We start from the raw sequence: 14981 nt of genomic DNA, 5'->3' as shown, positions 1-14981 counted from the left end.
CTTAGCTCAAAAATGAGCAAGTCCTATTCTTTTTTCTTTTGTGCTAATTTTTCACGTTCCAAGCGAAGCTTTCGGTTCGGATTGAGTTTGTTAAAAAGTTTTTCAAGCTTTTTTTCATTCCAAACGTCAGCTGCAGAAACGAAATTGCCATTTTCATCGCGAAAGGATATTGGTTTATCACCCATGATATCACTCCTTTTTAGTCTACAAATTCAAATTCAAACTTGCCGATGCGAACTAAGTCACCATCCTTAGCACCACGCGCCCGCAATGCTTCGTCTACCCCCATACCACGTAGTTGCCGTGCAAATTTCATGACAGCTTCCTCACGGTCAAAGTTCGTCATGGTAAAGAGTTTTTCCAACTTATCACCAGATAAAACCCAGGCAGCGTCATCATCGCGTGAAATTTCAAAGGCTGGAGCATCTTCATCAAAGCCATAATAGGCTTCCTCTTCCATTTCAGACTCATCATAAAGCAGAAATTCAGGTGTTTTATCAAGCAATTCTGCAGTTGCATCCAAAAGCGTTGACAAGCCTTGTTTCGTCAAACTTGAAATTGGAAAAATCTGTGGCAGTTCATCAAATTCATCATAATTTGCTACTAATTTTTCTTTAAAGACTTTTAGATTCTCTGCACTTTCAGGCATATCCATTTTATTAGCGACAATAATCTGTGGACGCTCCATTAAGCGAAGATTGTAGGATTCCAATTCCTTATTGATAGCAAGATAATCTTCGTAAGGATCACGTCCTTCACTAGCTGACATATCAATGACATGCAAGATGACACGAGTTCGCTCAATATGGCGAAGGAATTGTGTTCCAAGTCCTACACCTTGGCTGGCTCCTTCAATCAAGCCAGGCAGGTCTGCCACAGCAAAGGATTCACCGGACTGCGTCCGAACCATTCCAAGATTAGGTACAATAGTTGTGAAATGATAAGCGCCAATTTTCGGCTTAGCAGAAGTAATCACACTCAAAAGAGTTGATTTCCCAACAGACGGAAATCCGACTAAACCGACATCTGCTAAAATTTTCAATTCCAACTGGAGTTCACGTTCTTGACCTGGTTCACCATTTTCAGAAATTTCTGGTGCTGGATTTTTAGGCGTCGCAAAGCGAATATTGCCACGACCGCCACGACCACCGTGAGCTACGACGAACTTTTGCCCATTTTCAATCAAATCTGTTAGGACTTTTCCAGTTTCAGCATCACGAACCGTTGTCCCTTGCGGTACGTGAACAATCAAATCTTCTGCTCCACGACCGTGCATTCCCTTGGTCATTCCCTTTTCACCAGACTGAGCCTTAAAATGACGATTGTAACGAAAATCCATCAAAGTGCGAAGCCCTTCATCTACGACAAAAACAACATTGCCACCACGACCACCGTCACCGCCCCAAGGTCCACCATTTGGGACATACTTTTCACGGCGGAAAGCTACCATGCCATCACCGCCATTGCCAGCCTTGACTTTTATCTTAGCTGTATCCAAAAACATACTCATATTTTTCTCTTTTCTCGTTTTTCACTCTAAAAAAACGCTCTTTCAAGCGTTTGAGGATTAGAAATTGCTCAAAGCACCAAGTGCACTTGCAAAGATTGCTCCAACCGTTACCAATAACATGATAACAACTACAATCAAAGTCAATTTTTCAAATCCTGTTTTTTTCCGTTGTCCATTATCACCAAAAGCCACGATATTACCTCTATGTATTTAATTTACTCTTCTAATTGTAACATGAAGAAGATAGTTTTTCAAATGATAGCTGAAATAAAAAGATTACAACTGAAAATCCCCACAAAGTAAAAATCCAACAGGCTTCCTGCTGGATTTCAATGTCAATCAGCGTAACCGTTTGGATGTGTCGAATGCCATTTCCAAGCTGTCTCGATAATCATCTCAATATTGTCAAATTTCGGTTGCCAACCCAAGACCTGACGTGCCTTGTCAGACGATGCAACAAGTGTATCCGGATCCCCTGGACGACGACCTGCGATTTCAAGTGGAATGGGGTGTCCTGTCACCTTTCGTGCTGCTTCAACGATTGCCAGATTAGAAAACCCATTCGACGAGCCTAGATTAAAAGCTGAAGACTCATTGCCCTTTCGGAGGTAATCAACTGCCAAACTATGAGCATCTGCTAAATCGAACGGATGTACATAATCTCGAACATTTGTACCGTCTGGTGTATTGTAATCATCTCCGAAAATAGCAATCTTTTCTCGTTTTCCTTGAGCAACTTGAAGAACAATTGGTAAAAGATGTGTTTCCGGTCCGTGGTCCTCACCAATAGAACCGTCTGGTTTGGCACCAGCTACATTAAAGTAACGCAAAGCCACAAACTTGATACCATAAGCCTGATCTGCCCACTTCATAATCGTTTCCATCATCAGTTTGCTTTCACCATAAGGATTGATTGGTTTTTGCGGTGTCGTTTCCAAAATAGGGATTTCTTCAGGGATACCATATGTTGCAGCAGTTGATGAAAAGACAATTTTCTTAACACCAACTTCATTCATGACTTCCAGAAGCGCAATCATACCAGCCGTATTGTTATCAAAATATTTAAGCGGATCTGTCATAGACTCTGCTACCAGCGAGAAAGCTGCAAAATGAATCACTGCATCAATATCAGGATGTTTTGAAAAGACACTTCTCATGAAATCCTTATCTGCCAAATCCCCTTTATAAAAAACAGCAGCTGGGTGAACCGCAGCTCGGTGCCCTGTGACCAAACTATCTACAACGACGACTTCTTCCTGTCCTGCTTCAACCAATCGATCAACCATGTGGGAGCCGATATAACCAGCTCCTCCTAATACTAAAATTGCCATAACCATTCCTTCCTATTTTTTATATTATATCATAAAAAGGGCGCTATTTCTTAAGACCAACTGATTCAACGAAACGCATAAAGGCGATTTGACCTTCTTTTGTGTACTTGTAAACACCTGCATCTTCCAAGACACGTTTGAAAATCTGACCAACCGAAGTACGCACGATTGTCTGGACTGATTCTGCTGTTATATCTGAATGGCTATCTTTTAACTGCTCAGCCCACGCTTGATGATAAGGAACCACTTCTTTTCTTTGTCCCAAAAGAAATTCTTCAACTTCTTTTAGCTCATTTTTCAAACGAGGTGGGAGAATTGCCAAGCCCATGACCTCAATCAAGCCGATATTTTCTTTCTTGATATGCTGAACATCTTTATGAGGATGGTAAATGCCATCTGGATGCTCTTTTGACGTTTGATTGTCCCGAAGAACCAAATCTAACTCAAACTTACCATTTTTTTGACGTGCTATTGGAGTAATCGTATGATGTAGTTCACCATTTGACTCAGCTACAATCTGAACAGTCGGATCGGAATAACTGCGCCATTTCTGTAAAATTCTATCCGCCAAATCTACCAATGCGGATTTATCAGTTGATTGCAATCTTAAAACCGACATAGGCCAGTTGACAATACCAGCTTCTACATTTTCAAAACCTGCAAAGGTGAAAGTGTTGTCCAGCTCTGCCTTTTCCATAGGAAAAGTATGTCGTCCACCTTGATAATGGTCATGAGTGATAATGGAGCCTCCTACGATAGGAAGGTCAGCATTGGAGCCCGCAAAATAACCCGGAAAAGTCCCTACAATATCCAAAAGACGCGCAAAAGTAGCACGACTGATAGCCATAGGAGTATGTTTGCTATCTAAAAAGATACAATGCTCATTAAAATAAGCATAAGGAGAATACTGAAAGCCCCATTCTCGTCCGGCTAAATCAAAGCGGATAATTCGATGATTCGCTCGCGCTGGATGATCTAGTCGCCCTTGATACCCCTCATTTTCAAAACAAAGCTGGCAGGCTGGATAGTGTCTCGTCTTGGCTTTCTTAGCTGCTGCAATTTCCTTGGGATCTTTTTCTGGTTTAGAAAGGTTGATCGTAATCTCCAAATCACCATATTCAGTCGGTGTTTGATAGGCAATATTCTTAGCAATGGCTTTGACCTTGATATAATCATTGCGCTTACTAAGCTCATAAAAATCAGCAATAGCTCGTTCAGGATCTTGTTCATAGGTTTGCCAAAATTGCTGATTGAGCTGACTAGGTGCTGGCGTGACTAAATTCATCAACTCTGCCCCAAGAATATCCTGTTCTGCAAGAGTTGAGCCGATTTTTCCAACTGCTAAAGCAACTTCTAGTAAATCATCTTTGAGATCAATTAAGCTGGTTGCTGCTGTCTCTTGCTTTGCAGCTTCTTCTCCAACCAGACTCATGACGCGATTTGCTAGATAAATCCGGTCTATTTCTGTAAAAGAGCTATTTGCTATGACCTCCGTTACAAAGGCATTCAGTAAATTTCGTGCCATTGATTTTCCTTTCTTTTATAGAAAGGGCTGAAATCCTCGTCAGCCCTTATTACTATTATGTAAAACGCTCGTTTAATCCAATACGCGACTGCCACCAGCGATTTCAGCAATATAGAAGCTCGGTGCATAACCTACGACTTCTTCATATTTTTGACCAACATTTTTTTGAAAAGCTTCCACCGCGTCTTTGCGAACCAAAGCAATGGCACAACCGCCAAATCCTGCTCCTGTCATACGAGCGCCCAGTACTCCTTCTTGCTCCCATGCAGTATGAGCCAAGGTATCCAATTCTAATCCTGTGACTTCATAATCATGTTCAAGTGAGACATGAGATGCATTCATTAAGCGACCGAATTTTTCCAGATTGCCAGCTTGCAAAGCAGCTTGAGCTTGAAGTGTTCGTTGATTTTCCAATACAGCGTGACGAGCACGTTTGAGTCGATTTTCATCTTGAATTAAGTAGCTGTATTCATCAAAATCCCACTCATTTAATTCACCCAAGGTTGCAATAGAGAGTTTTTGCTTTAATTCCTCTACTGCCTTTTCACACTCTGCACGGCGTTCATTGTATTTGGAGTCTGCTAGTTCACGACGCTTGTTTGTATTCATGATGACAACCACATTGTCTTTGAGATCAAGCGGTACCAAGTCGTATTCGAGCGTGTTCGTGTCTAAGTAAATTGCCCGTTGATCCGCTCCCATACCAATGGCAAACTGATCCATGATACCAGAATTAACACCGATAAATTCATTCTCTGTTTGTTTACCAATTTTTACTAAATCTAAACGCTCTAATTTTAAATCAAATAGTCTCTCTGCAATTATTCCTGTTAGTAGCTCTAAAGAAGCCGATGAAGAGAGACCTGAACCATTTGGGATATTTCCAAAAACATAGACATCCATCCCTTTATCAATGACATGTCCTGCTTTTTGCAAGAAATGAAGCACCCCTTTTGGATAATTCGTCCAATTATGCCCTTTTTCAAAATGAAGATCTTCTAGCGGCACCTCAATAATCCCTTTGTCTTCAAAATTTGCTGAGTAAAAACGAAGTAAATTATCGTCACGCTTGCGCGCCGCTCCGTAAGTTCCGAGCGAAATAGCCGCAGGAAAAACGTGACCACCATTGTAGTCTGTATGCTCACCAATCAGGTTAATGCGTCCCGGTGAAAAGAATGTATGATCTGCTTCTGTTCCAAAAACTGTTGCAAAATCTGAACGTAATTGTTGAATAGAAAGAGTCGTTGACATAAAAAGTCTCCTTTTTATTTGGTATTGTAACCGTTTTATTATCTTTATTATAAAACATCATTAGTAAAGTTTCAAGTATTTTAGTAAAATTTTACCAAAATTTTATCAATCAAGTTGTAAAAAATAATACTCGTCAATCTTTCATACTAAACTTTAGAAAATTTACTAAATATTTTTGTATTTTACTAATTTTTAAGATATAATAGACATATTCTTTAAAGAAATTAGGAAACAATCATGGCAACGATTAAAGATATTGCAAAAAGTGCTGGTGTCTCTCCGGCAACTGTATCACGCGTTTTAAATCATGACCAATCCATGTCTGTGAGTGATGAGACACGCCAAAAGATATTTGACATTGCAGAAGAATTAGAATATAAAAAAACAAAAAGAGGAAGCAAGCGAAATTCCCAAAACCGCAGAATTGCGATTGTAGAATGGTACATAGAAGAGGAGGAACTAGACGACCTCTACTACTATGCCATTCGTCTTGGGGTAGAGAAAAAAGCTCAAGAATTGGCCTATGATGTTATGCGCTTTTTCAATAATGAAGAATTAAATCATCTCGATCAAGTTGACGGCATCATCGCGATTGGAAAATTTAGCACTCAAAAAATTAAAGAACTAGAACTCTATACAAAACACCTTGTTTTTATTGATAGCAATACACTTGCCTATGGACATAGCTGTGTGATGGCTGACTTTGAAAATTCTGTTATAGCTGTTCTTAATCACTTTTTAGAAAAGCAACACCAACAAATTGGACTGCTGATTGGGCAAGAACAGACTTCTGACAAAACCACTATCCTATCTGATCCACGCTTAGTAACCTTTAAAAATTTTCTAACTGAAAAACAACTCTATCAAGAAAAATATGTCAAAATAGGAAACTTTTCATCTGAATCAGGTTATTCTATGATGAAAGAATTGATTGAAAATTTAGGCAAACAACTTCCGACTGCATTTTTCATAGCAAGTGATGCTTTAGCTGTGGGTGCACTTCGAGCACTGCAAGAAGCAGATATTCCTGTGCCAGATCGTGTTAATGTAATTGCTTTTAACGATACGTCTATTGCCAAGTACGTCTATCCGCCACTCAGCACGGTTACTGTCTTTACAGAGGAAATGGGCAGACAAGGCTTTCAACTGCTGCACGAGGAATTTCAACATCCTGGCTCGACCATTCCACGTATGGTAACACTTGCCACCAAACTAACCCTAAGAAAGAGCAGTTTATAGACATGAAAACATACGAAATTTTATTCGACATTTTAAGTCGAGAATCTGACTATATCAGCGGTGAAAAATTAGCACAGGAGTTAGGAATTTCACGCACTTCTATCTGGAAAGCTATTCAGCGTTTGGAAAAAGAAGGCGTTCACATTGAATCCGTTAAAAATAAAGGCTATAAGCTCCTTTCAGGTGATTTATTGATTGCTGAGAAAATAGAAGAAGCTGCTCCCATCCACGTTTCCTTCAATCCAAACTGCCAATCCACTCAGTTAGATGCCAAAGCTGGTATTGAAGCTGGTAAGCCTGCCAATACGCTCTATCTTGCTTCCTATCAATCAGCTGGTCGTGGACGCTTTGGCAGAAATTATTTTGCTCCAGATCAAGGCGGGATTTATATGTCCCTTCATCTGAAACCCAATCTCCCTTTTCAACAAATTCCCGCCTATACTATCCTGACTGCTGGAGCCATTTATAAGGCTATTAAAGACCTCACTTTAATGGAAATGGACATTAAATGGGTCAATGACATTTACTACAAGGGCAAGAAAATAGCCGGCATTTTGACCGAAGCTATTACTTCTGTCGAGACGGGCTTAGTCACTGATGTGATTATTGGAGTGGGCATCAATTTCGCAATCTCTGATTTTCCGAAAGAGTTAAAAAATAGGGCTGCCTCTCTCTTCCACGAAAAGCAACCTATCACACGCAATGAACTCATTGCTGAAATTTGGAAAGATTTTTATGAATGTGATCCAGACGAGCTGATTTACCTTTACAAACAACACTCCCTTGTCTTAGGTCGGACGGTCACTTTTTGCCAAAATGACAAAGACTACAAAGGAGTTGCCAAGGAAATATCAGATACCGGGCAGCTATTGATCCAATTAGATACCGGACAAGAAATGTGGCTAAACAGCGGTGAAGTTTCTTTAACAAGTTGGTAAATAAAAGAAGGAGATAAATTGAATAAACATCAACTTGTCTCCTTCTTTTTTCGGCACAAAATCAATGACCTTTGTGCTTTTCTTTGCGTTTTTGCTGTTTTAATTGGAATTTTCTATTTTGCATATATTCTTTTTGAGCTTTCAATCTGGAACGTTTAGCTTGTTTATCTAACTCTTGTTGCAGTTTTAGTGCATCTTGTGATTTCGTTGAGCGTTTTTCACGCTTCATTTCTTTTTTTGCTAATCGCTGCAAACGTTTAGGATTTGCACAATGTCTTTTTTTCTTTAGTGCAACAGCCGGGCTAAATTGTAGTTGTGAAAACTTCTGATTAACAAATTCCAAAACCTCGTTCATTTGGGGATCAACTCCAAATGTCACCCGACAAACGGACAAACCTTGAGCATTTTCTTGCTCAAATAGGCCATAATAAAAGCCATTTTCAAAGTATATGGTCAATTCTAATGAAACATGTTCCATACAGCATCCTCCTTAAATACATTACAAAGAAGGGACAACCAAGGAGGAGGGTTACTGATAGTCGTGACCTACTTCAATTGTCATTAGAAAAACAAATCTAGCCTGTCACGAATATGTTCGGACTACCAACCGAAACTGTGTTTTTATCTTTGCACTTTTATTTTACAGCAAGCAGAGCATTTTTTCAAATTGAAAAGACAAGAAAAGGTTGAGGATTTTTGCCCCAACCTTTCTTTTTATTTTTTACGTTTGATATGTTTATCAATTTCGTCCACTATTTTACCCATGACATAGCTCACCTGTAAATTGCGAATCACTAGAAGCGCCCAGAAAACGGCAAATAAATAGTGTCCTGACATCATTGCTTCGTTAAAAAAATACGTTTCAATTGCTGTGAAAAAAGCTGTTGTAAGAAATTGTTGTCTTGTCATGATTCTATTATAGCACGAAACAGCAGAAAAATCTAAATTCAGTCCTCCTGAACGGTAATTTTTTCCGCTAAGAAATCAAATCCTTCTGGAATGACCGTATTCTCTTTTTCTTCAGCTTGTGGTGCATTTTCTCCACGCGCTTTAGCCGAAAATTCAGCCCGAATCTCTGTCCAATCTGTCATAGAAACCGCCAAGATGTCTGGTGAAAATCCAGCAGCATTGCTTAAGAGATTGCCAAACATGGTGTTGAGATTTTCCCGTTTCATGGTCTGTTCTGCATTAAAGCTTGACTCAAATGCAAGAATAGCGTGGTTTTCGTTAGCTGCGACGGGTTGTGAGCCGACTAAAAGCGCCTTATCTGCTCCGGCTAAACTTTCAATAATTTCTCCCCAAGCATTCTGCAACTTGGTTAAATTACTGCGAGCCAGGCTAGGATTTTCAACTGCTTCTTGCAGAATGGCATTCACTTTATGGCGGTCTACTCGATAACCCTTACTTGTTTTGGCTGAGCGTGTTGCCTGTACTGGCTTACTAGGTGCGGAACTTGACTGCAAACTTGCCAATTGATTTTTAAGCTGGCTGATTTCTTCTTTGAGCGTTTCTATCTCGCCTGCTATATTGGAGGGTAATTCTGCTTTATCTTGCCCTTCTGCCAGTCGAATGGTCATCATTTCTGTATAAATCTTGGGTTGCAAGCTGTTCTTGATTTCCGCAAGGCTCTTCGTTGCAATCTCAATCAACTCAAACAATCTTTCCTGCGGAGTCTTGAGGTTTTCTAAAAGGCTTTCACTCGTATGCGTATTTTCTCCACCCATTTTAACGATGAGCAAATCTCTGAAATATTGCAGCAGGTCTGTGACAAAGCGAGCCATATTTTTGCCGCTGTCGAATATGACATCAAGATTTTTTAATGCCACTGACGTATCATGCGCTAATACAGCTGCTACATACGCGTCTAATGCTCCTAAACTGATAGAACCCGTGATTTCTTCAGAAATAGCCGTTGTCAGCTGATTGTCTTGAGTCAAGCTGAGGGCTTGGTCCAAGATAGATAGAGCGTCTCGCATACCGCCTTCTGCTCGTCTTGCGATAATCTGCACCGCTTCATTTTCAAAGTCAATATTTTCTTGCTGCAAAATCCACTCAATGTGCTCTACAATATCTTTGGTTTTAATCGACTTGAACTCAAAGCGCTGAACACGCGAAAGAATGGTTGCTGGTATTTTATGCAGCTCTGTCGTTGCTAAAATAAAGACAACATTCTCTGTCGGCTCTTCCAAAGTCTTAAGAAGCGCATTAAAAGCGCCCGTTGAGAGCATGTGAACCTCATCAATGATATAAACCTTATGCTTCGCTAGACTGGGAGCGTAAGTTGATTTGTCACGAATATCTCGGATTTCATCCACACCATTGTTGGAAGCCGCGTCAATCTCAATGACATCTTCTAAGCTTCCTTCGGTAATGGCTTGGCAAATATAACAATCATTGCAAGGCTCTCCATCCTTTTGGTTGGGGCAATTCATTGCCTTAGCAAAAATCTTAGCTACGCTGGTCTTTCCTGTCCCTCTGGGACCTGAAAAGAGATAGGCATGACTGATTTTATCCTGTTCAACTGCCTGCCGCAAGGTTGTCGCCACAACCTCCTGCCCAACTAGCTGACCGAAGGTTTGGCTTCTGTATTTTCGATATAAAGCTTGATACATTAGGCTTTGTCTCCAAACATTTCAAAATTCCAACTTGTTTTCTCTAGTAAGAGAGCCACAAAATTTTCCAGATATTCTCGGTCAATCTCATCATAATCTGCCACCAGATGAGAATCCAAATCCAACACCCCTACTAGGCTGTCGTTTTTGACCATTGGTACTACAATCTCGCTGCGAGCTCTGCTATCACAGGAAATGTAATTGCCATGTTGGGTCACATCTTCTACAATCATCGTCTGCCGTTTGGCTGCTGCTTCACCGCAGACCCCTTTTCCTAAAGCAATGTGCACGCAGGAAACGCCCCCTTGAAAAGGACCTAACACCAACTCGTTTCCGTCATAAAGATAAAAGCCAGTAAAGACAGAATGAGGCAAGGCTTGGTTTAGCAGAGCAGAGCTGTTAGAGAGATTCGCCAACGCATTGCTTTCGCCCTCAAGTAATGCTTCAAGCTGCGCTAAAAGTAATTGATAATTTGAAATTTTTTCTGATTGATTCATACTTTCTATTATATCAAAAAAACAGCCTCGTGACTGTTTTTTCGCAAGTGGGCAAGTCATTCCTCAAAAATGGTAGATTTGTCAGTTTATAAAGGGGCGTCCGAGGGTCGGGCGAAGTGAATTAGTTTTAATTGAGACAATCCGACCCTCGGATGGAGTGAATCTCTTTTGGTTGAAGTAATCTGACCCTCGGACGGAGTGAATCTCTTTTGGTTGAAGCAATCCGACCCTCGGACAGGATAAATTAGTTTTGGTTTGTTCTATCCGCTCGGCGGACAGAATGAATTCCTTTTGGTTTGTCTTGTCCGCTCGGCGGACGGTGTGAATCTCTTTTAGTTTATCTTATCCGCCCGGCGGACGAAGTGAAATCATTTTGGTTTGTCTTATCCGCCCGGCGGACGGTGTGAATCTCTTTTAATTTATCTTGTCCGCCAGGCGGACAAGATAAAATCTCCCTCTATAAACATAGAATAACAAAAGAGCTGGAAAGTCAATTTCCAACTCTTGAGGGGTGCATTATTAAGAAACCAATTCTCCTGTGAGTACATTGATAGACTTGACAGTTCCTGTCAAATCAGTATAGCTGACCGTCTTGTTTGCAGGATGATAGGTAAACTTTTCTAAGCTCAAACCATATTTAAAAGCAATTTTAATCATTTTTGCTCGGAAATCTTGCAGAGACAATCCATAGCTTGCTGCGCGTGCCTTTTCAGCTTCTTCTTCAGCATTAACTGTTGGTTTTTCAGTCCCTTCTGAATTTTCCTTTTCATCATCTACCTCTTTACTTGCAGAGTCGTCTTTCTTATCCTCTGGCTCTTCATTTGGTGCATAATTCTTGCCATCATCTGATTGGTTTTGCTTACCATGATTGCTGTCATTACCAAAGCCATCATCAGAGTGAGGACGATCGTTTGGATTTTGCACATAATATTTCACCGTAGCAAGGAAATCTTCCAAGCTATAACCCTCTGGCGCGTTGTAAAGGCCTTCGTCAAACCAAGAGAGAGAAATATTGTGATAGTGATCATGGTGCGGAATAATCAATTGCCCATTCTTGTAATCCACAACATAAGCTGTATGATATGGCATTGCCTCAACCGGCACTTTTTTAGCTGGTGTCACGCGTTCATAGATTAATTGCGCACTTTCTTTTTGAGGTTGCTTTGGATCAGTTTTAGGCTTGTCTTCTTTCTTTTCATTCGGCGCTTTGGTTTTCAGATATTCTTCTGTCGCCTTACGCTCAGATTCTGACAAATCTTTCTTAGGAATATAATGGCTGTGTGTCATGTGTGGCGCAGTGTAGCCATCTCCCTGCTCCTCTGTCACATCATGCGAATCAAAGATATAACCGTCTGATGTCGCATAACGACCTGCAGCTTTAGCTAGCGCAACTTCATCAGCCGTATAAGCAATTTGCGAATTTGCTTTGCCTGCGCGGTCAGGGTGCACTTCGGCGGAGAGTTTCAAGACTTGATCTAGCAAAGCCAATTTATCCGCATTCTTGTCTGCCACTTTTTGGAGCAAATCATTCACTTGAGCCAGTTTATCGCTTGCATTTCCTTTTGTTTCCAATGCTTTTCGGATAGACATCAACACAATTTTCGCTTTCTTTGCAAATTCTGTGTTTTGACTAGCAGAATCATTATCTGAACCAGTTGCTTTCACTATTTCGGATAACAAGGCTTTTGCTTTCGCAAGCAGGCTCTCTTTCTCCTCTATACCTAATAACAGATTTGAGTTGAGGCCGTTTATTTGCTCTTCAAAGTTTGCTTTTTGACGCGCATCTGAAACCTTCTCTAACAAAGCTTCTGCTTTAGCAAGGAAAGTTTTGATTTGCTCATCGCTAATTTCTGGTTCAGCAGGCTCTTCTTTTTTCTGATTTTTATCCTTTTCAGAAGTTTTTCCAGCTTCCTGCTTGCTCTTATCTGGATTTATTTGATTGCCTTTCTGTGCCTGTTCTGGCTGTTTTGCTTCCGAGTAATCATCGCCCGGCGTTATCATCTGCGCAATCTTTCGTTCCAAATCAGACATTTCATTGTAATAGATAAAATGATAATGATTGCCGTGCGGAACAGCCACTCCATTAGAAGTCCGCTTTGTAATCTGTGCTGGGTCAAATACCAGACCGTCTGATTCTACATGCCGTTGACTCAAAGGAGTCGCATACAATTGCCGCAGCAATTTAATGATTTCAGCTTTATTTCTGCGCTTCGGTTCAGTTTGTTTTGGAGCTGGTTGAGAAGGCTGAGTTTGCTGATTTCCTGTATGATTAGACGTTCCCGAATTAGCAGGACGATAGTCCAACGATGGATGGTTCATTCCTCCGTTTGACTGAGGAATTTGACCTGAATTGGACGGATATTGTGGACGACTTTTGCCTGTTTTATTGTCCCAATAGTTTTGAGCAGCTGCTAACTCGCTAGGAGACAAATCGCTCTTTGGAATGTAGTGGAAATGATTGCCATGCGGAACGATAAAAGCATCACCTGTATCCTCAATGACATCAGTTGGATTGAAGACATAGCCATCGTCTGTCGTATAACGACCTTGCGCACGAGCTTCTTTGACAGCTGTTGTTACAGTACTACTTTTCGATCCTTTATGCCCTTTGCCGCTATATTCTGCCCTTTGACGAGCGATTTCTTCTTTTGTCCGAACATTGCTTGTATGATTCGGATCTTTCAGATAAAGATAATACTTGCCATTCACCTTGATAATGTAGCCGTCTTTTACTTCGTTGACAATATCAGACTGCTGCAAAGTGTAGTTTGGATCGCGCATGATTAGCTCTTCACTGATAATGGCATCATAAGGAACTTTTCCATTATAATAGTGATAATGATCACCGTGAGAAGTTACGTAACCTTGGTCTGTAATTTTGACAACAATCTGTTCCGCATTGATTCCTTCTTTTGCACTCACTTCATCAGGCGACAAATTCTCTGCTTGCTTACCCTTGTTTGCTTTAGATTTTCCATTTACATAAGCAACACGGTTATTTTCCTTGCTAGATACTGTCTGATGACGCCCCAGCTCATAGCTACACAAACTTAAGACAACAACTGCAACAGAACCGATAAGATATTTTTTCTTCATGATTCTCCTCATTTTTTCAATTCTTTTGCCAATGTCGCTAGATTGGCTTCTAGATTTTCAAGATAAGTATGATTATTTTGCGGATCAGCTTCCAAAGGGTTTAATTGTTTTAGTTTAACGCCTGTAGACTTGACCAAAGTTTTCGCAACTTTTGATGAAGCATTACTTTCCACAAAAATGGTTTTAACTTTATAAGTTTTGACAAATTCTTCAATTTCTGTCAATTGGCGCGGACTTGGTTCCTGCTCTGGAGAAATCCCGGCAATCCCCAACTGCTTCAATCCAAATCGCTTCGCCAAATAAGAAAAGGCAGTATGCTGCGTCACAAATGTTTTTTGCCTTGCAGCTTTGAAAATCGGTTGATATTTTTTAGTCAATTCTTTTGCCTTACCTGCCAGCTCTTTCGCGTTTTTTTGATAGGTTTCTTTATTTTTACTATCAATCTTCGAAAGTTTATCAGCGATGATTTGCGCTTCTTCTGCCACTTTTTCTGGGTCTAACCACGTATGTGGATCGTAAAGAGTCTTTTCATCCACTCCCTCACCAGCAGCTACATCTTCTAATCCCGGCACACGCTCCAGCTTCATCCCTTCTGAAGCTTCAAGCACCTTCACTTTAGATTTTTTCAAACTCGGATCTAAACTTCCAGCCCAAGATTCTAACGTATGAGAATGATAAACAAAGACATCTGCATCATAGATAGCTGCTACATCGTTGGCTGATGGTTCAAAGGAATGAATACCGCTACTTGATTGAATCATCCGAACATCATTTAAATCGCCTGATACTTCTTTGACCATAGCATAAATCGGATAAAAACTTGTTACAATTTTCATTCCCTTGCTCTGCTTTTTGCTACCTGCACCGCACGCCGTCAAAATCAAAACCAGTCCTGCCACAAAAATAGAAAATAAATATTTCCTTAATTTCATATATCACTCCTTAACTAGTGTTTAACCAGTTTATTAACTGGTTAATATGA

At 40.5% G+C, this 14981-nt stretch carries 14 protein-coding genes; 2 read left to right on the top strand and 12 right to left on the bottom strand.

Translation table 11 applies throughout. The annotated features are described in order from the left end of the window. Positions 1-23 precede the first annotated feature (23 nt). The 6 genes from IYQ91_RS04550 to IYQ91_RS04525 form a co-directional block, all read right to left on the bottom strand. On the bottom strand, positions 24-185 hold the full coding sequence (locus IYQ91_RS04550) for a hypothetical protein (protein ID WP_003024275.1): 162 nt from the start codon (positions 183-185) through the stop codon (positions 24-26). Positions 186-199: 14 nt separating this feature from the next. After that, a complete protein-coding gene (obgE, locus tag IYQ91_RS04545; RefSeq protein ID WP_195673204.1) occupies positions 200-1510 on the bottom strand; it encodes a GTPase ObgE in 1311 nt (436 codons plus the stop codon). A 57-nt stretch (positions 1511-1567) separates the two neighbouring features. Beyond that, on the bottom strand, positions 1568-1702 hold the full coding sequence (locus IYQ91_RS04540; RefSeq protein ID WP_003024272.1) for a DUF4044 domain-containing protein: 135 nt from the start codon (positions 1700-1702) through the stop codon (positions 1568-1570). A gap of 143 nt (positions 1703-1845) precedes the next feature. Next, a complete protein-coding gene (gene galE / locus IYQ91_RS04535) occupies positions 1846-2841 on the bottom strand; it encodes a UDP-glucose 4-epimerase GalE (RefSeq protein WP_195673203.1) in 996 nt (331 codons plus the stop codon). Between the two features lie 43 nt (positions 2842-2884). Continuing rightward, a complete protein-coding gene (gene galT, locus IYQ91_RS04530) occupies positions 2885-4366 on the bottom strand; it encodes a UDP-glucose--hexose-1-phosphate uridylyltransferase (protein WP_195673202.1) in 1482 nt (493 codons plus the stop codon). A 72-nt stretch (positions 4367-4438) separates the two neighbouring features. Then, the gene (locus tag IYQ91_RS04525) at positions 4439-5617 is read right to left on the bottom strand and encodes a galactokinase (protein WP_195673201.1); all 1179 of its coding nucleotides are present in this window, start codon (positions 5615-5617) and stop codon (positions 4439-4441) included. Positions 5618-5854: 237 nt separating this feature from the next. Between IYQ91_RS04525 and IYQ91_RS04520 the strand changes: the two genes are divergently transcribed. Both IYQ91_RS04520 and birA read left to right on the top strand, forming a co-directional pair. Beyond that, positions 5855-6856, top strand: coding sequence for a LacI family DNA-binding transcriptional regulator (locus tag IYQ91_RS04520; RefSeq protein WP_195673200.1), 1002 nt, complete (start codon positions 5855-5857; stop codon positions 6854-6856). Between the two features lie 2 nt (positions 6857-6858). Continuing rightward, on the top strand, positions 6859-7794 hold the full coding sequence (gene birA / locus IYQ91_RS04515) for a bifunctional biotin--[acetyl-CoA-carboxylase] ligase/biotin operon repressor BirA (protein ID WP_195673199.1): 936 nt from the start codon (positions 6859-6861) through the stop codon (positions 7792-7794). A 61-nt stretch (positions 7795-7855) separates the two neighbouring features. Here birA and IYQ91_RS04510 read toward each other — a convergent pair whose 3' ends face one another. The 6 genes from IYQ91_RS04510 to IYQ91_RS04485 form a co-directional block, all read right to left on the bottom strand. Continuing rightward, complete coding sequence (locus IYQ91_RS04510; RefSeq protein ID WP_195673198.1) at positions 7856-8272, bottom strand: YjdF family protein; 417 nt, start codon at positions 8270-8272, stop codon at positions 7856-7858. Positions 8273-8508: 236 nt separating this feature from the next. Continuing rightward, positions 8509-8703 (bottom strand): DUF3272 family protein, encoded by a 195-nt coding sequence (locus tag IYQ91_RS04505; protein WP_003024260.1) that lies wholly within the window; start codon positions 8701-8703, stop codon positions 8509-8511. Between the two features lie 38 nt (positions 8704-8741). Then, positions 8742-10406, bottom strand: coding sequence for a DNA polymerase III subunit gamma/tau (gene dnaX / locus IYQ91_RS04500; RefSeq protein ID WP_195673197.1), 1665 nt, complete (start codon positions 10404-10406; stop codon positions 8742-8744). Then, positions 10406-10903, bottom strand: coding sequence for a GAF domain-containing protein (locus tag IYQ91_RS04495; RefSeq protein WP_049514024.1), 498 nt, complete (start codon positions 10901-10903; stop codon positions 10406-10408). The genes dnaX and IYQ91_RS04495 overlap by 1 nt, the downstream gene beginning before the upstream one ends. A 519-nt stretch (positions 10904-11422) precedes the next feature. Next, positions 11423-13999 carry a pneumococcal-type histidine triad protein gene (locus tag IYQ91_RS04490; RefSeq protein WP_195673196.1) on the bottom strand — a complete coding sequence of 859 codons (2577 nt, stop codon included), beginning with the start codon at positions 13997-13999 and terminating at the stop codon, positions 11423-11425. 8 nt (positions 14000-14007) lie between these two features. Then, positions 14008-14931: a metal ABC transporter solute-binding protein, Zn/Mn family gene (locus tag IYQ91_RS04485; protein WP_126467054.1), complete on the bottom strand. Its 924-nt coding sequence runs from the start codon at positions 14929-14931 to the stop codon at positions 14008-14010. Positions 14932-14981: the final 50 nt, after the last annotated feature.

Source organism: Streptococcus sp. HF-2466, assembly GCF_015594645.1.
Lineage (GTDB): Bacteria > Bacillota > Bacilli > Lactobacillales > Streptococcaceae > Streptococcus > Streptococcus anginosus.
The sequence above is the reverse complement of the archived record's forward strand: the minus strand, read 5'-3'. Positions and strand labels throughout refer to the sequence as shown.

Bases quoted from the DNA above. Each gene is read 5' to 3' on its own strand.
- IYQ91_RS04495 (WP_049514024.1), bottom strand. From the start codon at position 10,903: ATGAATCAATCAGAAAAAATTTCAAATTATCAATTACTTTTAGCGCAG.
- IYQ91_RS04485 (WP_126467054.1), bottom strand. From the start codon at position 14,931: ATGAAATTAAGGAAATATTTATTTTCTATTTTTGTGGCAGGACTGGTT.
- IYQ91_RS04510 (WP_195673198.1), bottom strand. From the start codon at position 8,272: ATGGAACATGTTTCATTAGAATTGACCATATACTTTGAAAATGGCTTT.
- IYQ91_RS04550 (WP_003024275.1), bottom strand. From the start codon at position 185: ATGGGTGATAAACCAATATCCTTTCGCGATGAAAATGGCAATTTCGTT.
- galE (WP_195673203.1), bottom strand. From the start codon at position 2,841: ATGGCAATTTTAGTATTAGGAGGAGCTGGTTATATCGGCTCCCACATG.
- obgE (WP_195673204.1), bottom strand. From the start codon at position 1,510: ATGAGTATGTTTTTGGATACAGCTAAGATAAAAGTCAAGGCTGGCAAT.
- IYQ91_RS04525 (WP_195673201.1), bottom strand. From the start codon at position 5,617: ATGTCAACGACTCTTTCTATTCAACAATTACGTTCAGATTTTGCAACA.
- IYQ91_RS04490 (WP_195673196.1), bottom strand. From the start codon at position 13,999: ATGAAGAAAAAATATCTTATCGGTTCTGTTGCAGTTGTTGTCTTAAGT.
- IYQ91_RS04520 (WP_195673200.1), top strand. From the start codon at position 5,855: ATGGCAACGATTAAAGATATTGCAAAAAGTGCTGGTGTCTCTCCGGCA.
- IYQ91_RS04505 (WP_003024260.1), bottom strand. From the start codon at position 8,703: ATGACAAGACAACAATTTCTTACAACAGCTTTTTTCACAGCAATTGAA.
- dnaX (WP_195673197.1), bottom strand. From the start codon at position 10,406: ATGTATCAAGCTTTATATCGAAAATACAGAAGCCAAACCTTCGGTCAG.
- galT (WP_195673202.1), bottom strand. From the start codon at position 4,366: ATGGCACGAAATTTACTGAATGCCTTTGTAACGGAGGTCATAGCAAAT.
- birA (WP_195673199.1), top strand. From the start codon at position 6,859: ATGAAAACATACGAAATTTTATTCGACATTTTAAGTCGAGAATCTGAC.